Here is a 25,458-nt window from a genome sequence, read left to right as displayed (position 1 = left end):
CATGGGTACCAAAACTGCAACTGGACCACCGTAGCACGTCCTGTCGCCCGGCGGTGGATCGCGTCCGGCCGCCGGGCGGGGAACGTCGCTGACCAGGAGGGGTCCGGGGCCGTTTCCGGGTGGTTTCCGGGGCGGTGTCCGGGGTGTGTCCGCGTGCTGCCCCCGGGGCGTTGGACGCCCGTTCTCCCAAGGTTCCCCGGCTGTTTTCTCCTGGCTCCGGGACCGGGTGTCAGAGCCGTTCGATGATGGTGACGTTCGCCTGGCCGCCGCCTTCGCACATCGTCTGGAGGCCGTAGCGCCCGCCGGTGCGTTCCAGTTCGTGCAGAAGGGTCGTCATCAGTTTGGCGCCGGTCGCGCCGAGCGGGTGCCCGAGGGCGATCGCCCCGCCGTTGACATTGACCTTCTCCGGGTCCGCGCCGGTCTCCTTCAGCCAGGCCAGGACGACCGGAGCGAAGGCTTCGTTGATCTCGACGAGGTCGATGTCGTCGAGGGTGAGGCCGGTCTTCTTCAGCGCGTGGGCGGTTGCCGGGATGGGGGCGGACAGCATCCGGATCGGGTCCTCGCCGCGCACGGAGAGGTGGTGGATGCGGGCGCGCGGGGTGAGGCCGTGCTCGGCGACGGCGCGTTCGGAGGCGATCAGCAGGGCGGCGGCGGCGTCGGAGACCTGCGAGGAGCAGGCGGCGGTGATGGTGCCGCCGTCCACGACGGGCCTGAGCGCGGCCATCTTCTCCAGGGTGGTGTCGCGGCGCGGCCCCTCGTCGACGGCGACCTCCCCGTAGGCGACGGTCTCGCGGGCGAAGCGGCCCTCGTCGATGGCGCGGACCGCCCGCAGGTGGGAGCGCAGGGCGAACTCCTCCATCTCGCGGCGGCCGATGCCCCACTTCGCGGCGATGAGTTCGGCTCCGTGGAACTGGTTGACGGGTGCGTCGCCGTACCGGGCGCGCCAGCCCTCGCTGCCCGCGTAGGGGCCCTGGGTGAGGCCGAGGGGTTCGGCGGCCTGCCGGGAGGCGAACGCGATCGGGATCTGCGTCATGCTCTGGGTGCCGCCGGCGACGACCAGGTCCTGGGTGCCGGACAGGACGCCCTGGGCGGCGAAGTGGACGGCCTGCTGGGAGGATCCGCACTGGCGGTCGATGGTGACGCCGGGGACCTCTTCGGGGAGTCCGGCCGCGAGCCAGGAGGTACGGGCGATGTCGCCGGCCTGGGGCCCCACGGTGTCGAGGCAGCCGAAGACGACGTCCTCGACGGCCGCCGGATCGATGCCGCTGCGGGCGACCAGGGCCTTGAGGACATGGGCGCCGAGGTCGGCGGGGTGGACGGCTCCGAGGCCCCCTTTGCGCCTGCCGACGGGGGTGCGTACCGCTTCGACGATGTAGGCCTCGGCCATGACTGCTGCTCCTTGGGTGGGTCAGTGACGCAGGGCGATCCCGTCGAGCACCATCGAGAGGTACTGGCGGGCGATCTCCTCGGGGCTGTGCTGTCCGCCGGGCCGGTACCAGGACGCGGCGACCCAGACGGTGTCGCGGACGAAGCGGTAGGTGAGCCGGATGTCGAGGTCGTCGCGGAAGGACTTGTCGGCGACACCGCGTTCCAGCGTGCCGAGCCAGGCCTTCTCGAACTTCTGCTGCGAATCGACGAGGTACTGGAAGCGGGGCTGGGTGGCGAGGTGCTTGGACTCCTTCTGGTAGATGGCGACGGCGGCCCGGTGCCGGTCGATCTCCCGGAAGGACTCGGTGACGAGTGCCTCGATGGATTCCCTGGGGCCGAGACCGGCCTCCAGCACCGCGTCGTATCCCTCCCAGAGTTCGTCGAGGAAGGTGGAGAGGATCTCGTCGACCATCGATTCCTTGGAATCGAAGTGGTAGTAGAGGCTGCCCGCGAGCATCCCGGCCTCGTCCGCGATCCTCCGGACGGTGGTGGCGTTGTATCCCTGCGCGGCGAAGACCTCTGCGGCGGTGGCGAGCAGTTCACGGCGCCGCTCGGGCGAGGGGGTCACCTGGGGCTTCTTCTTGGTAGGCACCCGCCCATTGTCCGCCCGCCCGCCGTCCGGCCCGCCGCCGCGCGTACGCCCGCGGCGCTCTCACGCATGCTGGCTGCTCACGGAGACGACCTCGCCGGTCATGTAGGAGGAGTAGCCGCTGGCGAGGAAGACGATGACGTTGGCGACCTCCCAGGGTTCGGCGTACCGGCCGAAGGCCTCCTTCGCGGTGAGTTCGGCGAGGAGTTCCTCGGAGGTGACCTTGGCCAGGTGCGGGTGCATGGCGAGGCTGGGGGCGACCGCGTTGACCCGCACGCCGTACGCGGCGGCTTCGACGGCGGCGCAGCGGGTGAGTGCCATGACGCCGGCCTTGGCGGCGGCGTAGTGGGCCTGGCCGCTCTGGGCGCGCCAGCCGATGACGGAGGCGTTGTTGACGACGACGCCTCCGTTGCCCGCGGCTCTGAGGGAGCGCAGGGCGGTGCGGGTGCAGCGGAAGGTGCCGTTCAGGGTGACGTCGAGGACCTTGGTCCACTGTTCGTCGGTCATCTCGGTGATTTCGGCGGTGCCGCCGAGGCCGGCGTTGTTGACGACGATGTCGAGGCCGCCGTGGGTCTGTTCGGCGTGGGCGAAGAGGGCCCGGACCTGGGTCTCGTCGGTGACGTCGCAGGGCAGGGAGGTGACGCGGTCGGCGCCGAACTCGTCGGCGAGGGCCTGTTCGGTCTCCTTGAGGCGGCGGGCGTGGGCGTCGCCGATGACGACGCGGGCGCCCTCCTCCAGGAGCCTGCGGGCGGTGGCGCCGCCGATCCCGGCCCCGGCTGCGGCGGTCACGACGGCGCTGCGGGAGGCCAGCAGTCCGTGGCCCGGTAGGTACTGCGGTGCGTTCACGCCCTGCCCCCTCCGCTCGGCGGCACCGGAGCCAGGGACGGTGTGGGACATCCTCTAGCCGGTGCCGGTGCGCGTACATTAACCTACCAAACACTTGTTAGGGAAGGATGAGCCGATGCCCGATCCGACACCCGGCGCCACGCCCGATCCGACGCCCGGCCCGCCGTCCGCCGGTGAGGGCGGGCCCGTGCTGTACGAGCGCCGGGGCCCCGTCGCGTACCTCACGCTGAACCGCCCCCGCTACCGCAACGCCCAGAACTCCGCCATGACCTACGCGCTGGACGCCGCCTTCTACCGCGCGGCCGAGGACGGCGAGGTCAAGGTGGTCGTGCTGGCCGGGGCCGGGGACCACTTCTCGGCGGGCCACGACATCGGCACCCCCCAGCGCGACGCGCATCTGCCCTTCGAACGCCGGGCGGGGCTCTGGTGGGACCACAGCGACAAGGCGGGCGCGGAGAGCCGCTTCGCCCGGGAGTCGGAGGTCTACCTCGGGATGTGCCGGCGCTGGCGCGAGCTGCCGAAGCCCGTCGTCGCCTCCGTGCACGGGGCGTGCGTGGCGGGCGGGCTGATGCTGGCGTGGATCTGCGATCTGATCGTGGCGAGCGAGGACGCGTTCTTCGCCGATCCGGTGGTGCGGATGGGCATCCCGGGTGTCGAGTACTTCGCACACCCCTGGGTGATGCCGCCCCGGATCGCCAAGGAGTTCCTGTTCACCGGAGACCGGATGAGTGCCCGGCGGGCGTACGAGGTCGGCATGGTCAACCGGGTCGTGGAGCGGGCCGAACTCGCCGAGCGCACCACGGAACTGGCCCTGCGCATCGCCGCGATGCCGCGCCTGGGGCTGGCGCTCACCAAGCGCGCGGTGAATCAGGCGGAGGATCTCCAGGGGCTGCACACCGGCCTGGACTCGGTGTTCGGGCTGCATCATCTCGCCCATGCCCACAACGCCGAGACGGCCGCGGACTCCCTGGGCGGAATGGACATCGCCACGATGAAGAAGGCGGGTGCGTGATGGATCCGGCGCACTCGGCGCAGACGGACGCCGTCCGGGCCGAGGCGCGGGCCTGGCTGCGGGCCCACGTACCGGACACGCCGCTGCCGTCGCTGGAGACGGCGGAGGGGTTCGCCGCGCACCGGGAGTGGGAGGCACGGCTGCACGCGGACCGCTGGTCGGTGGTCTCCTGGCCCGCCCGGTTCGGCGGCCGGGACACGGACATCTTCGGCTGGCTGGCCTTCGAGGAGGAGTACTACGCGGCCGGAGCGCCCGGCCGGGTCTCGCAGAACGGCATCAATCTGCTCGCCCCGACGCTCTTCGACCACGCGACCGAGGAGCAGCGGGCCCGGGTGCTGCCCCCGATGGCGAGCGGCGAGGTGATCTGGGCGCAGGCCTGGTCCGAGCCGGAGGCGGGGTCCGACCTGGCGTCGCTGCGCTCGCGTGCGGTGCGCACCGACGGCGGGTGGCTGCTGTCCGGGCAGAAGACCTGGTCCTCGCGGGCGGCGTTCGCGGACCGGGCGTTCGGCGTCTTCCGCACGGATCCCGGGGCGGCGAAGCCGCATCAGGGGCTGACGTATCTGATGTTCGACCTGTCGGCGCCGGGTGTCTCGGTGCGGCCGATCGGGCGGCTCGACGGGAAACCGGCGTTCGCCGAACTGTTCCTGGACGAGGTCTTCGTACCGGACGCCGACATCATCGGGGAGCCCGGACAGGGGTGGCGCATCGCCATGTCGGCGACGGGGAACGAGCGCGGTCTCACGCTCCGCTCCCCCGGGCGGTTCCTCGCGGCGGCGGACCGGCTGGCGGGACTGTGGCGTACGCGGGGCGACGCCTCGGACACGGCGCTGCGGGACCGGGTGGCCGACGCGGTGATCGGGGCGCGGGCCTATCAGCTGTTCACCTGCGCGGGCGCGGCACGCTTCGCGGCGGGCGGGACCATCGGTGCGGAGTCGAGCCTGAACAAGGTGTTCTGGTCGGAGTACGACATCGCGTTGCACGAGACGGCGCTCGATCTGCTGGGCCCGGACGCGGAGCTCGCGGAGTCCGAGTGGGCCGAGGGGTATGTCTTCTCCCTGGCCGGGCCGATCTACGCCGGTACGAACGAGATCCAGCGGGACATCATCGCCGAGCGACTGCTCGGTCTGCCGAAGGGACGGCGCTGATGCGTTTCCTCCTCGACGGGGAGCAGCGGGAGTTCGCCCGTTCGCTGGACGCGATGCTGAGCGCCTCGGACACCCCGTCGGCGGTACGGGCGTGGGGCGCCGGGGACCATGCCCCGGGCAGAGCCCTGTGGGCCCGGCTCGCCCATGCCGGGGTGTTCGCTCTCGCGGTCCCGGAGACATATGGAGGCGTGGGGCCCCTCCCGGTCGAACTCGCGGTCTCCTTCGTGGAGTTGGGGCGGCATGTGGTGCCGGGCCCGGTGGTGGAGTCGGTGGCCGCCGCGGTGCTGCTGGGCGCGGTGGGAGGTCCGGCGGCGAAGGAGTGGCTGCCCCGGCTGGCCTCCGGGGAGGCGTCGGCGAGCCTGCGGCTGGACGGGTACGGGCCGTACGCCCTGGACGCGGACGCGGTGGACGCGGTGTTCGTGGTCGACGGGGAGGAGCTGCGGCTGGCGCCGGGGCAGGGCGGGCCTCATGCGTCGGCCGACCCGGCGCGGCGGCTGTTCGTCCCGGAGGAGGGCGGTACGGTGCTCGCCGCCGGGCCCCGGGTGGCGGCGGCGGCCCGCGCGGCGGGCGACTGGGCGGCGTTCGCGACGGCGGCCCAGGCGCTGGGGACCGGGGAGGCGCTGCTGCGCTCCACGGTCGAGTACGTCAAGCAGCGCACGCAGTTCTCGGTGCCCATCGGGTCCTTCCAGGCCGTCAAGCACCGGCTGGCGGACACGCTGCTGGGGCTGGAGTTCGCCCGTCCGGCGCTGTACGGGGCGGCGGTGTCGCTGTCGGAGGGCTCGGCACGGGCCGGGGCGGACGTCGCGGCGGCGAAGGTGCTGGCGGGCGAGGCGGGGTACGCGGCGGCCCGCACCGCGCTCCAGCTGCACGGTGCGGTGGGGTACACGCAGGAGCTGGACCTGTCGCTGTGGCTGCGCAAGGCGCGGCCGTTGCGGGACGCGTGGGGGACTCCGGGGGCGTGCCGGGAGCGGGTGCTCTCCGGGTAGCGGGGGCCCGGCGCGGCAGGGTCTCTCCCGGTGGCGGGGGGCTCGGCGCGGCAGCGTGCTCTCCGGGTGGCGGGGCGGAGGACCGGTGGTGACCGTCCTCCGCCCCGTCACCACCCCCTCAGGCTCCGGCCTGTGGGTCGTCGCCGCCCCGGCGGATGGTGCGCAGGGCCTGGCCGGGGCGCCAGGTCCGCACGACCAGGGTCTCGCCGTCCAGCGTGGTGCGGACCGCCTCGGTCAGTTCCGCGCGGAAGAGGAGGAACGGTTCCGGGGGCCGGACCGCCTCGGCGAATCGGGCCAGCGTCCCCGGGTCGGTCACCGCCACCGCGCGCCCGGCGACGCGGACGTCGCCGTCGTTCATCTCGGCGTCGGGCCCCGGGTTGGCCTGGAGCGCGAAGCGCGGGTCCCGCAGCAGGTCCTGGGCCTTGCGGGAGCCCGGCATCATGCCGAGCCACAGCTCACCGAGGCGGAATTCCGCTTCGAGGCCGGTGACCCGGGGCGAGCCGTCCTTGCGCAGGGTCGCCAGGACATGGTGCTTGTACAGCTGGAACCGCTTGCGCACGATGTCGGCGTAGTCGGGCTGTTCCGCTGCGAAGACCGCCCAGGGGGCCGGTGGGTTCGACGTCATGACAGCCATCGAACACCCGAAACCCGACACCTTCTGTCCGGTTTGGCCGATGGTCACCGGATCGGACGCCGTCCCGCGGCGGGTTCACGCGGGAGACAGCGTGACCAGGACCGCGTCGCCCATCGTGCGCAGGACGCCCGGTGACGTGCCGGTCGCCAGGACCGCGTCGTAGGGGCCCAGCGCGATGTCCGTACCGTCGATGACGGTGCCGCCGTCCAGCGCGAGGGCGAGCACCGCGCCGCCGGGCGGCGGCAGCAGCCGGACGGTGCCCCGGACGACGGCGGTCTCCGCCCGCGTACGGCCCCTGCGCCACATCACGTTGAGGTTCACGACCGGGCCCGCGGGCAGACGGCCCTCGGCCGGCAGGTCCCCGGGGAAGTCGTGGGGCCAGAGCGGCTCGTCGACGATGTGGTGCTCGCCGCCCACCAGCAGGTGGATTCCGGCGCCCTCGACCACGGTCAGGGTGCGGTCGACGCCGTCGAACACGGAGAACGGCCCGTCGGCGGCGACCTCCGCCAGGCTGATCCGCCAGTCGAAGGCGTCCATCGCCGCGCCCTCGGGGCCGGCGGCGATCTCGCGGGTGACTCCCCCGCCGTTCTTCCAGGGCACGGCCGCGCGTCCGGCGGCCCTCAGTACGTGCGGCGAGCCGGCCATGTCGTCTCCCTGTGTCTCCGGTCCGCGCGTCGCGGTCTCCTGAGGGTAGGTCACCCCCGCGGTGCGGCGGCGCCCCGGGCAGGGCGGACCCGGCCGGGTTCGCTATCTTGAGCGCCGCCGTCCCCACCGGCCCTTTTGTCTCAGCCAGCAGTGAAGGAGCCGGTCATGGAGGCCGCCGCCACCACGTGTTACCGCCATCCGTCCTACGAGACGTATGTGCGCTGCACCCGTTGCGACCGCTACATCTGCCCGGACTGCATGCGCGAGGCCTCGGTCGGTCATCACTGCGTGGAGTGTGTGAAGGAGGGGCAGCGGTCGGTGCGGCGGGCCCGCACGGTCTTCGGCGGCGCGGTGTCCTCCGCGACGAGGCCCGTCGTGACCCAGGTGCTGATGGCGCTGAACGTCCTCGCCTACATCGGCGAGCTGATCAGGCCCTCGATCGTGGACCGGTTCGGCGTCCTCGGGGCCATGGTGGTCGATCCGGCGGGCGGACGGTACTACTACAGGGGCGGGACGGTCCCCGGGTACGAGCTGATCGGGATCGCGGACGGCGAGTGGTACCGGCTGCTGACCGGTGCCTTTCTGCATCTGCCGCCGGACGCCTCGATCGGTGTGATGCACCTGGTCTTCAACATGCTCGCGCTGTGGAATCTGGGCCGGGTCGTGGAGGGGCAGCTGGGCCGGGCGCGCTTTCTGGCGCTGTACCTGCTGTCGGCGGCCGGTGGCTCGGTGCTGGTCTATCTGGTCTCCCCCGACACCCTGACGGTGGGCGCGTCCGGCGCGGTCTTCGGGCTCGCCGCCTCGTTCTACGTCATCAGCAGGCGGCTCGGCCGGGACATGCGGGCGGTCAACCGGTTCATGGCCGGGTTCCTGCTGTGGATGGTCGTCTCAGCGGCGTTCACCTCGTGGCAGGGGCACCTGGGCGGTCTGCTGACCGGTGCCCTGGTGACGTACGGGCTCGCCTACGCCCCGGCGAAGCTGCGGACCTCGGCGGCGCAGACCGGGGGCGGGCTCGCTCTGCTGTGCCTGCTGGCCGTGGTGGTCGCGCTCAGGACAGCGGCGCTGACCGGCGGCGGTGCCTGATGGGCCGTACGACGCCGCCCCGCCCGGTCGACATCGCCGCGCTGTTCCCGGAGATCCGCCCGTACGCCCGTACCGCCACCCGGCTGCATCCGCGGCCCGGCGCGCCGACGGCGGGGACGAGTTCGGTGGGCGGGCCGCTGCTGTGGCCCGCGGCCGAGCCGTGGCCGGTCTGCCGTGAGCCGCACCCCCGCTCGTACGGGATCCGGCCCGCCGATGCGCGCAGGCGCCGGGAGATCCTCGCGGCGGCCTGGCTGCGCCCGCGCCCGGCGGCGGGAGGTCTGACCTACGCCGGTGACGAGGAGGCGGAGCTGGACGCGATGACCGAGGGGCCGCACCCGCCCCCGCTGCCCGACGACGCCCCCGTACCCCTGATGGCGCTCGCCCAGCTCTTCGTGCGCGACGTCCCGGCTCTCGCGGAGTTCGCGCCCGGGGACACCGACCTCCTCCAGGTGCTGTGGTGCCCCTTCGACGAGCACCGGAGCATCCCGTGCGCCCCGGCGCTCCGGCTGGTCTGGCGGCGGGCCGCACAGGTGACCGAGGTCCTCGCCGGGCGGCAGCCGGAGCCGGAGGTCGTGGAGGACGAGGGGTACGTACCCGAACCGTGTGTGCTGCACCCCGAGCAGGTGACCGACTACCCGTGGCACGAGTATCTGCCGGACGCGCTCGCGGCCCGGATCAGGATCTGGGAGGAGGGCCCGGCCCAGGAGCTGCCCGGGGCCCCGTCGTACCGGACGGACCTCTCCCTGGCGCCCGGCTGGAAGGCCGGGGGCTGGGAGAGCTGGAGCGTGACCGATCTCCAGCGGCAGTACTGCGACTGCGGGCGGGAGCTGCGGCTGATGCTCACCATCGACTCCAGCGAGTGGGGCGGGGCGAGCTGGTGGCCGCGTGAGGACCCCTCGCCCACCGATCCGGATCTGCCTCCCGTGCCGCTGGTCGGTGAGCCGACGGAGATCGCGGTGGGACGGTACGGGGCGTACCGGGTGTTCGTCTGCCCGGCGGACGCCTCGCACCCGCACGGGGCCGACGTCCAGTAGTCCGGCCCCGGGAAGCGGCGGTCCCCGGCCCGTGTGCGTACCGGCCCCGGACGCGCCACGGCGCCCGCATGGTCCGGTCGGGGACTGCGCAGGCGCCGCGTTCAGTTCCGTACGCCGTTGTACGGGACGTTTTTGGGGGGATTCCCGGTGAGGGGAACCCCGTGGGGTCAGACCAGCAGCGACCGGTCCGTCGGGCGGATCGGGGCCGGCAGGGCGCTGGTCCCGGTCAGGTAGCGGTCCACGCCTCGTGCCGCGGAGCGGCCCTCGGCGATGGCCCAGACGATGAGCGACTGCCCGCGGCCCGCGTCTCCGGCGACGAAGACGCCGTCGACGTTGGTTGCGTAGTTGTCGTCACGGGCAACATTACCCCGTTCGTCGAGTTCGAGGCCGAACTGCTGGACAAGACCGTTGGCCTGGTCCGTGCCGGTGAAGCCCATGGCGAGGGTGACGAGGTCGGCGGGGATGCGGCGCTCGGTGCCGGGCTTCTGCTCCAGCTTGCCGTCCTTGAACTCCACCTCGACCAGATGCAGCGCCCGGACGTCGCCGACCGCCTGGCCCTCCTCGGGGACCGAGCCCTCGAAGTGGGTGGTGGAGACGGAGTAGACCCGCTCGCCGCCCTCCTCGTGCGCGGAGGTGACCTTGTAGAGCATGGGGAAGGTCGGCCACGGCTGGTTGGCGCTGCGGTCCTCGCCCGGCTTCGGCATGATCTCCAGCTGGGTGACGGAGGCCGCGCCCTGGCGGTGGGCGGTGCCGACGCAGTCGGCGCCGGTGTCGCCGCCGCCGATGACGACGACGTGCTTGCCCTCGGCGGTGATCGGGGAGACCGTCAGGTCGCCCTCCTGCACCTTGTTGGCGAGCGGGAGGTACTCCATCGCGAAGTGCACGCCGTTCAGCTCACGGCCCGGGACGGGCAGATCGCGGGAGACGGTGGCACCGGCGGCGATGACGACCGCGTCGTAGCGCCGGCGGAGCTTGGCGGCGTCGATGTCCGTGCCGATCTCCACCTCGGTGCGGAACTTGGTGCCTTCCGCGCGCATCTGCTCGATGCGGCGGTTGATGTGCGACTTCTCCATCTTGAACGCGGGGATGCCGTATCGGAGGAGGCCCCCGATGCGGTCCGCGCGCTCGTAGACGGCGACGGTGTGGCCGGCCCGGGTCAGCTGCTGGGCGGCGGCCAGCCCGGCCGGTCCGGAGCCGATGACGGCGACGGTCTTGCCGGAGAGGCGCTCGGGAGGCTGCGGGGTGACGTCGCCGCTGTCCCACGCCTTGTCGATGATGGAGACTTCGACGTTCTTGATGGTGACGGCCGGCTGGTTGATGCCGAGGACGCACGCCGACTCGCAGGGAGCGGGGCACAGCCGCCCGGTGAACTCCGGGAAGTTGTTCGTGGCGTGCAGGCGCTCGGACGCGGCGGTCCAGTCCTCGCGGTAGGCGTAGTCGTTCCACTCGGGGATGAGGTTTCCGAGGGGGCAGCCGTTGTGGCAGAACGGGATGCCGCAGTCCATGCAGCGGCCGGCCTGCTTGCTGATGATCGGGAGCAGCGAGCCCGGAACGTAGACCTCGTTCCAGTCCTTGACGCGCTCCTGGACGGGGCGGGTCTCGGCGACCTCGCGGCCGGTGGTCAGGAAGCCCTTGGGGTCAGCCATTGGTCGCCGCCTCCATCATCTTCTCGGTGGTCTCCTGCTCGGAGAGACCGGCGAGCTCAGCGGCGTCCTTGGCGGCGAGCACTGCCTTGTAGGTGGACGGGATGATCTTGCTGAAGCGGGAGACACCGCCGTCGACGCCGTCCCACTCGGCGAGCAGCTTCTCGGCGACCGTGGAGCCGGTCTCCTCCTGGTGACGGCGCACCACGTCGTGCAGCCACTGCTTGTCCGCGGCGGTCAGTTCCTCGACCGCGCCGAGGTTGCCGATGTTGACGTTGTCGCGGTCGAGGTCGATGACGTACGCGACACCGCCCGACATACCGGCGGCGAAGTTGCGTCCGGTCTCGCCGAGGACGACGGCGTGGCCGCCGGTCATGTACTCGCAGCCGTGGTCGCCCACGCCTTCGGAGACGACGGTGGCGCCGGAGTTGCGGACGCAGAACCGCTCACCGGTACGGCCGCGCAGGAACAGCTCGCCGCCGGTCGCACCGTAGCCGATGGTGTTGCCCGCGATGGTGGAGTACTCGGCGAGGTGGTCGGCGCCGCGGTCGGGGCGGACGACGACGCGGCCGCCGGAGAGGCCCTTGCCGACGTAGTCGTTGGCGTCGCCCTCCAGGCGCAGCGTCACGCCCTTGGGTACGAAGGCGCCGAAGGACTGGCCCGCGGAGCCGGTGAAGGTGATGTCGATGGTGTTCTCGGGCAGGCCCGCACCGCCGAACTTCTTGGTGACCTCGTGGCCGAGCATGGTGCCGACGGTCCGGTTGATGTTGCGGATCGCGACCTGGGCCCGGACCGGCTGGGCGGCCTCGGCGGTGTCCGCGCCGAGCGCGTCGGCGGCGAGCTTGATCAGCTCGTTGTCGAGCGCCTTGGTCAGGCCGTGGTCCTGCTCGATGACCTGGTGGCGGACGGCGCCCTCGGCCAGCTCGGGGACGTGGAAGAGCGGGGCCAGGTCGAGGCCCTGGGCCTTCCAGTGGGTGACGGCCCGCTCGGTGTCCAGCAGTTCGGCGTGGCCGACCGCTTCCTCGATGGTGCGGAAGCCCAGCTCGGCGAGGATCTCGCGGACCTCCTCGGCGATGAACTCGAAGAAGTTCACGACGTACTCGGCCTTGCCGGAGAACCGGTCGCGCAGCACCGGGTTCTGGGTGGCGATGCCGACCGGGCAGGTGTCGAGGTGGCAGACGCGCATCATGACGCAGCCGGAGACGACGAGCGGCGCGGTCGCGAAACCGAACTCCTCGGCGCCCAGCAGCGCGGCGATGACGACGTCGCGGCCGGTCTTGAGCTGGCCGTCGGTCTGCACGACGATACGGTCGCGCAGTCCGTTGAGCAGCAGGGTCTGCTGGGTCTCGGCGAGGCCGAGCTCCCAGGGGCCGCCCGCGTGCTTGAGGCTGGTCAGCGGGGAGGCGCCCGTGCCGCCGTCGTGGCCGGAGATGAGGACGACGTCCGCGTGCGCCTTGGAGACACCCGCGGCGACCGTGCCGACACCGACCTCGGACACCAGCTTCACGTGGATACGGGCCGCGGGGTTGGCGTTCTTGAGGTCGTGGATCAGCTGGGCCAGATCCTCGATGGAGTAGATGTCGTGGTGCGGCGGCGGGGAGATCAGGCCCACGCCGGGGGTGGAGTGCCGGGTCCGGGCGACCCACGGGTAGACCTTGTGGCCGGGCAGCTGGCCGCCCTCGCCGGGCTTGGCGCCCTGCGCCATCTTGATCTGGATGTCGTCGGCGTTGACCAGGTATTCGCTGGTCACACCGAAGCGGCCGGAGGCGACCTGCTTGATGGAGGAGCGGCGGGCCGGGTCGTGGAGTCGGTCGGCGTCCTCGCCGCCCTCACCGGTGTTGGACTTGCCGCCCAGCTGGTTCATGGCGATGGCGAGGGTCTCGTGCGCCTCGCGGGAGATCGAGCCGTAGGACATGGCGCCGGTGGAGAAGCGCTTGACGATGTCGGAGACGGACTCGACCTCGTCCAGGGGTACCGGCTCGCGCTCCGCGGTGCCGCGCTCGTGCGGGAGGGCGAACAGCCCGCGGAGCGTCATGAGGCGCTCGGACTGCTCGTTCACCCGGTCCGTGTACTTCTTGAAGATGTCGTAGCGCCGGTTGCGGGTGGCGTGCTGGAGGCGGAAGACCGTCTCCGGGTCGAACAGGTGCGGTTCGCCCTCGCGGCGCCACTGGTACTCGCCGCCGATCTCCAGTGCGCGGTGCGAGGCCGCGATGCCGGAGGCGGGGTACGCCTTGGTGTGCCGGGCGGCGACCTCCTTGGCGACGACGTCGAGTCCGGCGCCGCCGATCTTGGTGGCGGTGCCGTTGAAGTACGTGGCGACGAAGGTCTCGTCCAGGCCGACGGCCTCGAACACCTGGGCGCCGCGGTAGGAGGCGACGGTGGAGATGCCCATCTTGGACATGACCTTGAGGACGCCCTTGCCGAGCGCGTGGATCAGGTTGCGGATGGCCTGTTCGGCCTCGATGCCGTCGATGAACGTGCCGGCGCGGACCAGGTCCTCGACCGACTCCATCGCCAGGTAGGGGTTGACCGCGGCGGCGCCGTAGCCGATCAGCAGGGCGACGTGGTGGACCTCGCGGACGTCTCCGGCCTCGACCAGCAGGCCCACCTGGGTGCGCTGCTTGGTGCGGATGAGGTGGTGGTGGACGGCCGAGGTGAGCAGCAGCGACGGGATCGGCGCGTGCTCGGCGTCGGAGTGCCGGTCGGACAGGACGATCAGGCGGGCGCCGTCCTCCATGGCGGCGTCGGCCTCCGCGCAGATCTCCTCGATCCGCGCGGCCAGCGCCTCGCCGCCGCCGCCGACCCGGTAGAGGCCGGCGAGGGTCGCGGCCTTCATGCCCGGCATGTCGCCGTCGGCGTTGATGTGTATGAGCTTGGCCAGCTCGTCGTTGTCGATCACCGGGAAGGGCAGCGTGACGCTGCGGCACGTCGCGGCGGTCGGCTCCAGGATGTTGCCCTGCGGACCGAGCGAGGAGCGCAGCGAGGTGACGAGTTCCTCGCGGATGGCGTCCAGCGGCGGGTTGGTGACCTGGGCGAAGAGCTGGGTGAAGTAGTCGAAGAGCAGCCGGGGCCGTTCGGAGAGCGCGGCGATCGGCGAGTCCGTGCCCATGGAGCCGAGCGGCTCGCCGGCGGTGCGGGCCATCGGCGCGAGGATGACGCGGAGCTCTTCCTCGGTGTAGCCGAAGGTCTGCTGGCGGCGGGTGACCGAGGCGTGGGTGTGCACGATGTGCTCGCGCTCGGGGAGGTCGCCGAGCTCGATCTCGCCGGTCTCCAGCCAGTCCTGGTAGGGCTGCTCGGCGGCGAGGGACGCCTTGATCTCGTCGTCCTCGATGATGCGGTGCTCGGCGGTGTCGACGAGGAACATCTTGCCGGGCTGGAGGCGGCCCTTGCGGACGACCTTGGCGGGGTCGATGTCCAGGACGCCGACCTCGGAGGAGAGGACGACGAGGCCGTCGTCGGTGACCCAGTAGCGGCCGGGGCGCAGCCCGTTGCGGTCGAGGACCGCGCCGACCTGGGTGCCGTCGGTGAAGGTGACGCAGGCCGGGCCGTCCCAGGGCTCCATCATCGTGGCGTGGTACTGGTAGAACGCCCGCCGGGCGGGGTCCATGGAGTCATGGTTCTCCCATGCCTCGGGGACCATCATCAGCACGGAGTGCGGCAGCGAACGGCCGCCGAGGTGGAGCAGCTCCAGGACCTCGTCGAAGGAGGCCGAGTCGGAGGCGTCCGGGGTGCAGACGGGGAAGATCCGGTCGAGCCGCGCCTCGCCGAAGAGGCGGGAGGCGAGCTGGGACTCGCGGGCCTTCATCCAGTTGCGGTTGCCCTTGACCGTGTTGATCTCGCCGTTGTGGGCGACGAAGCGGTACGGGTGGGCGAGCGGCCAGCTGGGGAAGGTGTTGGTGGAGAAGCGGGAGTGGACCAGCGCGACCGTGGTGGCGAACCGGCGGTCGGAGAGGTCGGGGAAGAACGGCTCCAGCTGCCCGGTGGTGAGCATGCCCTTGTAGACGATCGTGCGGGCGGAGAGCGAGGGGAAGTACACCCCGGCCTCACGCTCGGCGCGCTTGCGCAGGACGAAGGCCTTGCGGTCCAGGGCGATGCCGCTCGCCGTGCCGTCGCTGTCCGCGACGAAGAGCTGGCGGAACTCGGGCATGGTGGCGCGGGCGCCGTTGCCGAGGAGGTCCGGGGCGACCGGGACCTCGCGCCAGCCGAGAACCGTCAGGCCCTCCTCGCCGGCGATGTCCTCGATCGTGCGGACGGCCCCGGTGGAGTCGTCCGCGGGGAGGAAGGCGATGCCGACGGCGTAGGAGCCGGCCTCGGGGAGGGCGAAGGCGGCCTCTTCGCGGAGGAAGGCGTCCGGGACCTGGAGCAGAATGCCGGCTCCGTCACCCGAGTCGGGCTCGGATCCGGTCGCGCCGCGGTGTTCGAGGTTGCGCAGAACGGTCAGCGCCTGCTCGACCAGCTCATGGCTGGCCACACCGGTCAGAGTGGCCACGAACCCGACGCCACAGGCGTCGTGCTCGTTACGGGGGTCGTACAACCCCTGCTGGGCGGGGCGACCGTCCATGGGCGACCAGGCGTGGATGCGCATCGGCTCTCCCGTCGTCGTCGTGGCATATGCAAGTGCATAGGGACGACGTTGGCCCTCTGCGAAATTTTGTGCAGGTTACATGATGGGGCGCTTCTCAAGAAGCGGAAGGCTCGTTCCAACATGCGGACACTGTGGTGACAGTGAGGTGGGTCGCGGTCGGAAGATCGGCGCCCTGGGATCCGCAGAGAGCAGGCGTCGTTGCCTGCGGGTGTCTACGGCTCATGCCCGGCGGCAAAGAAAACGAAACCGCCGGGTAACGACTACTTATGTGTAGCCCTGCATAGAGTCTCATTTTACGGCCGCCTGGCCGGATCCGCCCAGTGGCGGGTGCCAGGACGTACGTCACACGGGTGCGGGCCCGCTTCCGGCACGGCGGGGGCGGCGCGGGCGGGCCCGCTTCCGGGCCTTCCGGGGGCACGCCTGCGGCCCCCGACGGCGGGGTCGGCCGTCGGGGGCCGCAGGCGGCGGGGTCGGCCGCGGTCGGCCGCCGGGGTCCGCAGGCGGCGGGGTCAGCCGCCGACCGCCACACCGAACAGCGTGCCGAGGCCGTACGTCAGCGCCGCCGCGGCCCCGCCCAGGGCGAGCTGGCGCAGCCCGCTGAACCACCAGCTGCGGGCGGTCACCCTGGCCACCACCGCACCGCAGGCGAAGAGGCCGATCAGCGCGAGCAGCACCGCGGGCCACAGCGCGCTCGCGCCGAGCAGATACGGCAGTACGGGCAGCAGGGCACCCAGCGCGAAGGCGCCGAAGGAGGACACGGCGGCCACGAGCGGCGAGGGCAGGTCGCCCGGGTCGATGCCCAGCTCCTCGCGGGCGTGGATCTCCAGGGCCTGCTCCGGGTCGCGCGAGAGCTGCCGGGCGACTTCGCGGGCCAGCGCGGGCTCGACGCCACGGGTCTCGTACAGGGCGGCGAGCTCCGCCATCTCGTCCATCGGGTGCTTGCGCAACTCCCGCCGCTCGACGTCGAGTTCGGCCTCAACCAGTTCGCGCTGCGAGGCGACGGAGGTGTACTCGCCGGCCGCCATGGAGAACGCGCCGGCGGCCAGGCCCGCCAGACCGGTGATCACCAGGGTCTGCTGGGACACCGCGCCGCCCGCGACTCCGGTCATCAGCGCGAGGTTGGAGACCAGGCCGTCCATGGCGCCGAAGACGGCGGGGCGCAGCCAGCCGCCGTTCACATCGCGGTGGGTGTGATTGTCGCGGTGCGCCTCGTGCAGTACGGCTTCGGTCTCGATGATGGCCACGGCTCTCCCCTTCTCCGGAAGCGGGCTCCCTGCGTTCCCGCCCCCGCTCGACACCATCGAAAGTACGCACGAAAACCGGTGCCCGCCAGCAAGGCAGGCCGTACTTACCAGGCCTCTGACCTGCGAAGGAAGGGCAGGCTCACCTCTCCTGACCCTCCGTCGGGCCCGCCCTCGGCCCCTCTTCGGCGCCTCATCCGACTGGCCCTTTTATTGCGATTGTCAGCCTTTACCCGCGCTCCACGTGGCACAGATCGGTCAGGACGGGAATCAGGACTCCCGGCACGAACGAAGGGCGACGCGATGGAACCGATCGCAGGCAATGACCGGGCCCGGGGTGCGCTGCTGGGGCTCGCCGTCGGGGACGCGCTCGGGGCGCCCGCGGAGAATCTCCGGCCGTCCGAGATCCGCCGCCGCTGGGGGCGCATCGAGGGGTTCGTGAGCGACGACCCGGCGGGGACGGACGACACGGAGTACGCGATCTTCTCCGGGCTGCTGCTGGCCCGGCACGGCTCGGCGCTCACCGTCGCACATGTCGAGCGGGCCTGGCACCACTGGATCGCCGACCTCGACGAAGGCCCGTTCCGCGGCGCCGGGTTCAGCGAGCGCGGCACGCTGGAGAACCTGCGCCGGGGGCTGGCGGCCCCGATCTCGGCGCAGCACCGGCACGCCTGGAGCGACGGGCTCGCCATGCGGGCGGCGCCGTTCGGGGTGTTCGCGGCGGGCCGGCCGGCCGAGGCGGCGCGGCTGGTCGCGATCGACGGCCGGGTGAGCCATGACGGCGAGGGCATCTACGGCGGGCAGGCGGTGGCGGCCGGGGTGGCCGCGGCCATGGTGGGGGCGGGGCTCGCCTCGGTGATCGCCGCCGCGCTGTCCGTCGTCCCGATGGACTCGTGGACGGCCCGCTCGCTGCGGCGCGCGGTGACGGCGGCTCAGCGCCCCTACCCGGACCGCCTCACCATGGAACGCGCGGTGCGCTCGGCCGTGGTGATCGGCGGCTACCCGTGGACGGACCTGGCGCCGGAGGCGGTGGGCCTGGCCTTCGGCGCGCTCACGGCGGCGCGCGGCGACTTCCGTACGGCGGTGCTGACGGCCGTCAACATGGGCCGCGACGCCGATACGACGGCGGCGGTGGCGGGGGCACTGGCCGGGGCGCTGAACGGGGCGGGCGCGATCGAGCCGGACTGGGCGGCGGCGATCGGGCCGGTCCGGGGCAGCTGCCTGCCGTCGATGCGGGGCTACCACGTCCTGGACATCGCGGAACTGCTGACCCCGGAGGAGCCGGAATCCCCACAGCAGCGGGAGGGGACGGCGCGGGCCGGGCGGAAACGGCGGCCGGGGCACGCGCGCCGGCCGCAAAGCGCGGGCGCGGACCCGGGGAACACCGGCGCGGGAGAGGGCGCGGACGAGCGGGGCGGGGCGCGCGGGCCCGGCGCCGGGGAGAAGGTGCGGGACCTGGCACAGGTGTCGGCGCCCTGCGGGCCGGGCCGGCCCGAACGGGAGGAGCACCGATGACCACCGCGCGCCGGACCGGCCTTCGCACCGACTCCCCGCCGGCCGGCCGGGAGCCCCTGGCCGGGCCCGCCCCCGGCCGCCGGGCCCGGATCGAGGGCCTGCTGCTCGGGCTGGCCGCCGGGGACGCCGCCGGATGGCCGGCCGCCCGGCACCGGGCGGCCCGGATGCCGGAGTGGACGCGGCGGCTCACCCGGGAGCTGGACACCTTCGCCGAGCAGAACGCCACCACCACGCTCCCGGTCCCGATCGCCCTCAACCAGCCGCCCGAGCCGCTGCGGCTGGGGCCGTCCGACGACGCCGAGTGGGCCGCGTTCGCCGCCCGTACGGTGCTGGCCGCCGCGGCGGACCACACGGACGGCCGCTCCCCCGGCCGACGGACGCGGGACGCGGTGGACCGGGCGTGGAACGCGCTGGCCGCCAAAGTCGCCGCGGCCAGCGCACGGGCCCCCGAGGTCGAGGCCGCCGTGCTCCCCCTGCGGGCCCGGATCTCGGTACGCGCGGGGCTCGGCAACCTCGCCGCCGGGCTCCGGCCGCCCGCCACCGGCCATGACAACCCGCACTACTTCGACGACGCCGCCTGTGTGCGGGCCGCCGTACTCGCCGTCGTCCACCCCGGGGACCCGGCTGTCGCCGCCGGACTCGCCGAGTTCGACGCCCGCTACACCCAGGACGGCGACGGGGTGCACGGCGCGCGGGCCGTCGCCGCCGCCGTCGCCGAGGCACTGGCCGGGGCGGACGTCGACACGGTGGTGAACGCCGCGCTCGCCCAGCTCCCCGAGGGCACCGAGATCGCCCGCAACGCCGAGCACGCCGTGCGGCTCGCCCGCGCCTTCGCCGACGAGCCGCACGGCGCCTTCGCCCTGGTCCCGGTGCTGGAGCATCAGATCGTCGACCACGTCTACAGCTACGGGATCGCGGCGGCCGAGACCGTACCGGTGGCCCTGGCACTGACCACCGCGGCCCGCGGCGAGATCGCCCAGGCCGTCCCGGCGGCGGCCTGTCTGTCCCGGGTCGCCGATTCCGCGCCCGCCCTCGCCGGGGCGCTGACCGGTGCGCTCGGCGGGATCGCCGCCGTACCGGCGGGCTGGCGCGAGGCCTGCCGCACCCTGGCCGGATGCGCGCTGCCCCTGCTCGCGGGCACGGATCTGATCGAACTCGCCGGGCTGCTGGCAGACACGGAACCGGCCCCCACGGGTGGACAATTCCGGCATGACGCCCACAACGATCGTCCCTCGGACCTCACCCCCCACGCTCGGGCTCGATGAGCGCATCACCGGCGCACTCATCGGCGCCGCGGTCGGCGACGCGCTCGGCGGCCCCGTCGAGGGCTGGAGCCCGGAGCAGATCGCCGAACGCCACGGCGGCCGGGTGCGCGGCATCGTCGGCCCCTGGCACGGCGACGACTGGCGCACCGCCCGCCCCATCGCCCCGTACCACAAGGGCGACGGGCACGTCACCGACGACACCCTGATGACCCATGCGCTGATCCGCGTCTACACCGGCGTCCGCGACCACCTCGACGCCTACGACATCGCCGGTCATCTCGTACCGGACCTGATGTCCCGCCCCCGCTGGATCCCGGAACTGGAGGCCGAGGCGCTGCCCCTCCAGCGGATCTTCCTGGCCGAGAAGTGGATCGTCGCGCGGCTGCACTACGGTCACGCCGACCCGCGCGAGGCGGGTTCCGGAAACATCGTCAACTGCGGTGCGGCGATGTACATGGCGCCGGTCGGCCTGGTCAACGCCGCCCACCCCGAGGCCGCCTACGCCGAGGCGCTGGAGATCGCGGGGGCTCATCAGTCCTCGTACGGCCGGGAGGCCGCCGGGGTCTTCGCCGCCGCCGTCGCCGCCGCCTGCGCCCCGGGCGCCACCCCCGCCTCCGTCGTCACGGCGGCCCTGGCGCTGGCCAAGGACGGGACCCGGTCCGCGATCGAGGCGGTCCGCGAAGTGGCCGTGCGCCACAGCGACTTCGAGTCCGCGCTGGCCCCCCTGCGCGCCGCCGTCGCCCCCTTCGACACGGTGGGCCCGGACTACCGCGCCCCCTCCCTCGGCGCCCGCCGGCCCTCCCGGCTGCACTCCATCGAGGAACTGCCCATCGCGCTCGGCATGCTGCTCGTCGGGGACGGCGACTACCGCCGCACCGTCCTCGGCTCGGTCAACTACGGCCGCGACTGCGACTCGATCGCCACCATGGGCGGTGCCCTCGCGGGCGCGCTGAACGGCGCGGCGGCGATCCCCGCCGACTGGTCGAAGACGGTCGCCGAGGCCAGCCGCCTCGATCTGCACACCCCGGCACGGGAGCTGGCGGAGGTGGCCCGCGAGATCTTCGTACGGGACACCGCCCGCCGCCGGGCGCACGAGTCGGCCTTCGCCGCGCTGGCCGGTGAGCGGTGACCGTCCGGCTGACCTGGGTGCAGCCCGAGGACCTGGTCGGCCATGAACTGCGGCAGGCGGCGCAGGACGGCCGGGACGCGCGGGAGATCGGGCGGCGCTGGTACGGGGCGGGCGGCGCGCCCGCCCCGGAGCGCGCCGGCGCGTCCGAGCCGCCCGCCGCCCCCCGGCTGCGCGCACTGGCCGAGGAGCTGCTGGACGAACTCGCCCTGCTGGAATGCCCGTCGGCACCCCATGAACCGACGGACCTGGCGGCGATCCGGGCGGCCTGCCCGCACTGGCCCGCCCCACCCGCCGGCCGGCGTCCGGCCGACCCGGACCGGCTGCACGCCGCCTGGCTCGGCCGGGCCGCGGGCTGTCTGCTGGGCAAGCCGGTCGAGAAGCTGGAGCTGGCCGGTATCCGCGCCCTGGCCCGCGCCACCGGCAACTGGCCGCTCACCACCTGGTTCACCGCCAGGGGCGTACCCGCCGCGCTGCTGGAGCGCTACCCGTGGAACCGGCGCTCGGCCGCCACCTCGCTGGCCGAGAACATCGACGGCATGCCGGAGGACGACGACCTCGACCACCCCCTGCTCACCGTGCTGTTGCTCCGTCGCCACGGGCGCGGCTTCACCACGGCCGATCTCGCCCGGCTCTGGCTCGCCGAACTCCCGGCGGGCCGCGTCTTCACCGCCGAGCGCATCGCCTACCGCAATCTGCTGGACGGCATCGAGCCGCCGGACACGGCACGCCACCGCAATCCGTTCCGCGAGTGGATCGGGGCCCAGATCCGCGCCGACGTCCACGGCTGGACGCACCCGGGCGACCCCGGCGCCGCCGCCGCCCAGGCCCACCGGGACGCGGTCCTCACCCACACCGCCAACGGGGTGTACGGGGCGATGTTCACCGCTGCCGCGCTCGCCGAGGCGGCCGGCGGCGGGAGCGATGCGCACGCGTGCCTGGCGGCCGGACTGCGGGTGGTCCCGCCCCGCTCCCGGTACGCGCGGGCCGTCCGCCTCGGGATCGCGACGGCCCGCGCGGAGCCGGAGTTCGACACGGTGGTGGACCGGCTGCACGCCGTGTACGCGGACACCCACCACTGGGTCCACGTCCTGCCCAACGCCGCGCTGCTGGCCGCGGCCCTCACCCATGCCGACGGGGACTTCACCCGTTCCGTCGGCTGCGCGGTCTCGGGCGGCTGGGACACCGATTCCAACGGGGCGACAGCCGGTTCGCTCGCGGGACTGCTGGCCGGCCGGCCCGCCGCCCTGCCCGACCGCTTCACCGCCCCGTTGAAGAACCGCCTCGCCACCTCCGTCGCCGGTTTCGACTCCACCGGTTTCGACACCCTCGCCGAACTGACCTACCGGGAAGCCGTCCGCACATGAGGGGCGGCGCAGCGCTCCCGTGCCCGGCGAGCACCGACGGCCCCGCCCCCTCCCCCGTCCGGCCACTGCCCGGCGCCTCCCCGTCCCTGCCGTACCGAAGCGAGAGCGATGCCGCGTGAATCACCCCGCAGAAGGACCCCTGACCGGTCTGAAGGTCCTCGATATCGCCACCCTGTTCGCCGGACCGCTCGCGGCCACAATGCTCGGCGACTTCGGGGCCGAGGTCATCAAGGTCGAGCACCCGCGCCGCCCCGACCCCTCGCGCGGGCACGGCCCCGCCAAGGACGGTGTCGGACTGTGGTGGAAGCTGCTCGGCCGCAACAAGCGCAATCTGACCCTGGACCTGTCCGCCCCCGGCGGCCGGGACGTCCTGCTGCGGCTGGCGGCGGACAGCGATGTGATCATCGAGAACTTCCGGCCGGGAACCCTGGAGCGCTGGGGCATCGGCTGGGAGGAGCTGCGGGCCGTCAACCCCCGGCTGGTACTGGCCCGGGTCACCGGCTTCGGCCAGTTCGGCCCGTACGCGCACCGCCCGGGCTTCGGCACCCTGGCAGAGGCGATGAGCGGCTTCGCTGCGATCACCGGGGAGCCGGACGGGCCGCCCACGCTGCCGCCGTTCGGGCTCGCCGACTCGATCGCGGCGCTCGCCACCGCGTACGCGGTGATGGCCGCGCTCGCCGGGCGCGACCGCACCGGCGAGGGCCAGGTCGTCGACCTGGCGATCATCGAACCGATCCTGACGGTGCTGGGCCCGCAGCCCCTCTGGTACGACCAGCTCGGCTATGTCCAGCCGCGCACCGGCAACCGGTCCCGCAACAACGCCCCGCGCAACACCTACCGCACAGGTGACGGCCACTGGGTCGCCGTGTCCACCTCCGCGCAGTCGGTCGCCGAACGGGTCATGCGGCTGGTCGGCCGACCGGAACTGATCGACGAGCCGTGGTTCGGCGCGGGCACCACCCGTGCCGAGCACACCGAGGAGCTGGACGAGGCCGTCGGCAACTGGATCGCCCGGCACACCCGGGAGGAGGCCCTGACCGCGTTCGAGAAGGCGGAAGCGGCGATCGCGCCGGTCCATGACGTACGGGAGGTGATGGAGGATCCGCAGTACCGGGCCCTGGACACCCTCACCGAGATCGACGACCCGGAGCTGGGGCCCCTGCGGATGCAGAACGTCCTCTTCCGGCTGTCCGGGACACCGGGAGCGATCCGCTGGGCGGGCCGCCCGCACGGCGCGGACACCGAGGAGATCCTCGCCGGGCTCGGCCTGTCGGCCCCCGACATCATGGATCTGCGCGCGCAGGGAGCCCTGTGACCTCCCTGTTCGTCCCCCTGACCTGGCTCTACGTCCCCGGGGACCGGCCGGACGTGGTGCGCAAGGCACTCGGCTCGGGAGCGGATGTGGTGATCGTCGACCTGGAGGACGCGGTCGCTCCGGACCGCAAGGAGTACGCGCGGGCGGCCACCGCCGAACTCCTCGCCGACCCGGTCACCGCCGCCCCGGGCACGGTGCCGGTCCATGTCCGGGTGCACGGCGAGGACGACGTACGGGCCCTGGCCGGGCTGCCGGGTCTCTCCGGTCTGCGGCTGCCGAAGATCACGCATGCGGTCTCCGTGCACCATGTGGCGGCGGTGGCCCCCGGGGTGCCGCTGTATCCGCTGCTCGAATCGGCGCTCGCGATCGAGCACGCCTACTCGATCGCGACGGCCCACGCGGAGGTGCGGGGCATCGGACTGGGCGAGGCCGACCTCCGGGCCGATCTGGGGGTACGGGAGGACGCCGGGCTGGACTGGCCGCGCAGCCGGACCGTGGTCGCCGCGCGGGCCGCCGGTCTGCCGCCGCCCGCGCAGTCGGTCTTCCCGGACGTGCGGGACCTGGACGGGCTGTGGGCGTCCTGCGGCCGGGCGCGGGCGCTGGGGATGCTCGGCCGGGCGGCGATCCACCCCCGGCAGCTGGCGGTGATCGAGCGGGCCTTCCTGCCGACGGCCCGGGAGATCGAGGCGGCCGAGGAGATCGTGGCCGCCTCGGCGGTGGACGCGGGGGCGCTGGCGCTGCCGGACGGGAGGTTCGTGGACGCGGCGGTGGTGGCATCGGCGCGCCGGACACTGGCCCTGGGACAGCGGAACGCCGGACGGGTCGGCAGTACCGATCCGTCCGGCGTCTGAGCGGAACAGGGTGCGCCCGCGGGCGCGGTCAGAGCTTCTTGGCCGCCTCGGGGGCGCCGTCCTTCTCCGCGTCACCGGTCTCGCCGTCACCGGGCCCGGCCTCGGCCTTGACCTCGGTGTCGGTGTCGGTGTCGGTGTCGGTGGCCGTGTCGGTGGCGTCGGGCTCGGCGTCCTTCGCGTCCCCGTCCTTCGCGTCCCCGTCCTTCGCGTCGGCGTCCTTGGCGTCGGCGTCACCTTCGGCGTCGGTGTCCGACGCGCCCGGCTCGACGATCTCCTCGCGTCCGGGACGTACCTTCGCCGAGATCACGATGTACACGACGGCGAGGACGAACACGATGATCGCGGTCCAGACGTTGAGGCGCAGCCCCAGCACGTGGTGGGCCTCGTCGACCCGCATGTACTCGATCCAGGCGCGGCCCGCGCAGTACGCCGCGACGTACAGCGCGAAGACCCGTCCGTGGCCGAGCTTGAAGCGGCGGTCGGCCCAGACCACCAGCAGCGCGACGCCGACGCACCACAGCGACTCGTACAGGAAGGTCGGGTGGTAGGTGCCCGCGACCCGGTTCGGGCCCTCGCTGATCTTCAGCGCCCACGGGAGGTCGGTCGGCTTGCCGTACAGCTCCTGGTTGAACCAGTTGCCCCAGCGGCCGATGGCCTGGGCCAGGGCGATGCCGGGGGCCAGGGCGTCGGCCCAGGCGGGGAGCGGAATCCCCCGCCTGCGGCAGCCGATCCAGGCGCCGACCGCGCCGAGCGCGATCGCGCCCCAGATCCCGAGGCCGCCTTCCCAGATCTTGAAGGCGTCGACCCAGTTCTCACCGTCGCTGAAGTACAGCTGGTAGTCGGTGATGACGTGGTACAGCCGGCCGCCGACGAGGCCGAAGGGCACGGCCCAGACGGCGATGTCGGCGACGGTGCCGGATCTGCCGCCCCGGGCGACCCAGCGCTTGTTGCCGAACCAGACGGCGACAAAGACACCGATGATGATGCAGAACGCGTAGCCGCGAAGCGGGATCGGGCCGAGATCGATCACGCCGGTCGACGGGCTGGGAATGAAGGCAAGGTTCATGACGGGGTCGACGCTACCTTGCCGGGCGGGAGGTACGGCAGGCCACCCGGCAACGTCTGGGTAACGAGGCGGCCGTCGGCCC

20 protein-coding genes are annotated in these 25,458 nt (G+C 73.0%); 11 read left to right on the top strand and 9 right to left on the bottom strand.

Annotated elements, in window-relative coordinates:
• Positions 1-229: 229 nt before the first annotated feature.
• The 3 genes from ABT170_RS02405 to ABT170_RS02395 are packed head-to-tail and all read right to left on the bottom strand — an operon-like array spanning position 230 to position 2,863.
• A complete protein-coding gene (locus tag ABT170_RS02405; RefSeq protein ID WP_351863512.1) occupies positions 230-1,387 on the bottom strand; it encodes an acetyl-CoA C-acetyltransferase in 1,158 nt (385 codons plus the stop codon).
• A 21-nt stretch (positions 1,388-1,408) separates the two neighbouring features.
• Positions 1,409-2,020, bottom strand: coding sequence for a TetR/AcrR family transcriptional regulator (locus ABT170_RS02400; protein ID WP_351863510.1), 612 nt, complete (start codon positions 2,018-2,020; stop codon positions 1,409-1,411).
• 60 nt (positions 2,021-2,080) lie between these two features.
• On the bottom strand, positions 2,081-2,863 hold the full coding sequence (locus ABT170_RS02395) for an SDR family oxidoreductase (protein WP_329945742.1): 783 nt from the start codon (positions 2,861-2,863) through the stop codon (positions 2,081-2,083).
• A gap of 115 nt (positions 2,864-2,978) precedes the next feature.
• Here ABT170_RS02395 and ABT170_RS02390 point away from each other — a divergent pair, with 115 nt between their 5' ends.
• The 3 genes from ABT170_RS02390 to ABT170_RS02380 are packed head-to-tail and all read left to right on the top strand — an operon-like array spanning position 2,979 to position 6,006.
• Complete coding sequence (locus tag ABT170_RS02390) at positions 2,979-3,875, top strand: enoyl-CoA hydratase (RefSeq protein WP_329945741.1); 897 nt, start codon at positions 2,979-2,981, stop codon at positions 3,873-3,875.
• Positions 3,875-5,020, top strand: coding sequence for an acyl-CoA dehydrogenase family protein (locus tag ABT170_RS02385; protein WP_329945740.1), 1,146 nt, complete (start codon positions 3,875-3,877; stop codon positions 5,018-5,020). Before ABT170_RS02390 ends, ABT170_RS02385 begins: the two co-directional genes overlap by 1 nt.
• The gene (locus tag ABT170_RS02380) at positions 5,020-6,006 is read left to right on the top strand and encodes an acyl-CoA dehydrogenase family protein (protein WP_351863508.1); all 987 of its coding nucleotides are present in this window, start codon (positions 5,020-5,022) and stop codon (positions 6,004-6,006) included. The genes ABT170_RS02385 and ABT170_RS02380 overlap by 1 nt, the downstream gene beginning before the upstream one ends.
• 118 nt (positions 6,007-6,124) lie before the next feature.
• Here the strand turns inward: ABT170_RS02380 and ABT170_RS02375 are convergent, their stop codons facing one another.
• Both ABT170_RS02375 and ABT170_RS02370 read right to left on the bottom strand, forming a co-directional pair.
• A complete protein-coding gene (locus tag ABT170_RS02375) occupies positions 6,125-6,640 on the bottom strand; it encodes a pyridoxamine 5'-phosphate oxidase family protein (protein WP_351863506.1) in 516 nt (171 codons plus the stop codon).
• Positions 6,641-6,715: 75 nt separating this feature from the next.
• A complete protein-coding gene (locus ABT170_RS02370; protein ID WP_351863504.1) occupies positions 6,716-7,285 on the bottom strand; it encodes a HutD/Ves family protein in 570 nt (189 codons plus the stop codon).
• Positions 7,286-7,450: 165 nt separating this feature from the next.
• Here ABT170_RS02370 and ABT170_RS02365 point away from each other — a divergent pair, with 165 nt between their 5' ends.
• Entirely contained in the window at positions 7,451-8,368 is a 918-nt protein-coding gene (locus ABT170_RS02365; RefSeq protein ID WP_351863502.1) for a rhomboid family intramembrane serine protease, read from the top strand.
• Positions 8,368-9,402: a hypothetical protein gene (locus ABT170_RS02360; RefSeq protein ID WP_351863500.1), complete on the top strand. Its 1,035-nt coding sequence runs from the start codon at positions 8,368-8,370 to the stop codon at positions 9,400-9,402. The genes ABT170_RS02365 and ABT170_RS02360 overlap by 1 nt, the downstream gene beginning before the upstream one ends.
• Positions 9,403-9,569: 167 nt before the next feature.
• Here ABT170_RS02360 and ABT170_RS02355 read toward each other — a convergent pair whose 3' ends face one another.
• The 3 genes from ABT170_RS02355 to ABT170_RS02345 form a co-directional block, all read right to left on the bottom strand.
• Positions 9,570-11,048, bottom strand: coding sequence for a glutamate synthase subunit beta (locus ABT170_RS02355; protein WP_351863498.1), 1,479 nt, complete (start codon positions 11,046-11,048; stop codon positions 9,570-9,572).
• On the bottom strand, positions 11,041-15,630 hold the full coding sequence (gltB, locus tag ABT170_RS02350) for a glutamate synthase large subunit (protein WP_351863496.1): 4,590 nt from the start codon (positions 15,628-15,630) through the stop codon (positions 11,041-11,043). Before gltB ends, ABT170_RS02355 begins: the two co-directional genes overlap by 8 nt.
• 509 nt (positions 15,631-16,139) lie before the next feature.
• Positions 16,140-16,874, bottom strand: a complete 735-nt coding sequence (locus ABT170_RS02345) for a VIT1/CCC1 transporter family protein (protein WP_266929810.1) — start codon at positions 16,872-16,874, stop codon at positions 16,140-16,142.
• Positions 16,875-17,174: 300 nt separating this feature from the next.
• Here ABT170_RS02345 and ABT170_RS02340 point away from each other — a divergent pair, with 300 nt between their 5' ends.
• The 6 genes from ABT170_RS02340 (at position 17,175) to ABT170_RS02315 (ending at position 24,310) form a co-directional block, all read left to right on the top strand.
• Positions 17,175-18,386 (top strand): ADP-ribosylglycohydrolase family protein, encoded by a 1,212-nt coding sequence (locus ABT170_RS02340; protein ID WP_351863493.1) that lies wholly within the window; start codon positions 17,175-17,177, stop codon positions 18,384-18,386.
• The gene (locus ABT170_RS02335) at positions 18,383-19,651 is read left to right on the top strand and encodes an ADP-ribosylglycohydrolase family protein (RefSeq protein WP_351863491.1); all 1,269 of its coding nucleotides are present in this window, start codon (positions 18,383-18,385) and stop codon (positions 19,649-19,651) included. Before ABT170_RS02340 ends, ABT170_RS02335 begins: the two co-directional genes overlap by 4 nt.
• On the top strand, positions 19,596-20,780 hold the full coding sequence (locus tag ABT170_RS02330) for an ADP-ribosylglycohydrolase family protein (protein WP_351863489.1): 1,185 nt from the start codon (positions 19,596-19,598) through the stop codon (positions 20,778-20,780). Before ABT170_RS02335 ends, ABT170_RS02330 begins: the two co-directional genes overlap by 56 nt.
• Positions 20,777-22,144, top strand: a complete 1,368-nt coding sequence (locus tag ABT170_RS02325) for an ADP-ribosylglycohydrolase family protein (protein ID WP_329945729.1) — start codon at positions 20,777-20,779, stop codon at positions 22,142-22,144. Before ABT170_RS02330 ends, ABT170_RS02325 begins: the two co-directional genes overlap by 4 nt.
• Before the next feature lie 115 nt (positions 22,145-22,259).
• Positions 22,260-23,459, top strand: coding sequence for a CaiB/BaiF CoA transferase family protein (locus ABT170_RS02320; protein WP_329945728.1), 1,200 nt, complete (start codon positions 22,260-22,262; stop codon positions 23,457-23,459).
• Positions 23,456-24,310: an HpcH/HpaI aldolase/citrate lyase family protein gene (locus ABT170_RS02315; protein WP_329945727.1), complete on the top strand. Its 855-nt coding sequence runs from the start codon at positions 23,456-23,458 to the stop codon at positions 24,308-24,310. The genes ABT170_RS02320 and ABT170_RS02315 overlap by 4 nt, the downstream gene beginning before the upstream one ends.
• A 28-nt stretch (positions 24,311-24,338) precedes the next feature.
• Here the strand turns inward: ABT170_RS02315 and lgt are convergent, their stop codons facing one another.
• Entirely contained in the window at positions 24,339-25,376 is a 1,038-nt protein-coding gene (gene lgt, locus ABT170_RS02310) for a prolipoprotein diacylglyceryl transferase (RefSeq protein ID WP_351863487.1), read from the bottom strand.
• Between the last annotated feature and the right edge of the window lie 82 nt (positions 25,377-25,458).

Origin of the sequence: Streptomyces sp. NPDC001787, from assembly GCF_040297465.1 — a bacterium.
Lineage (GTDB): Bacteria > Actinomycetota > Actinomycetes > Streptomycetales > Streptomycetaceae > Streptomyces.
Note: the sequence above shows the minus strand (reverse complement) of the source record. Positions and strands in the feature narration are given on the sequence as shown.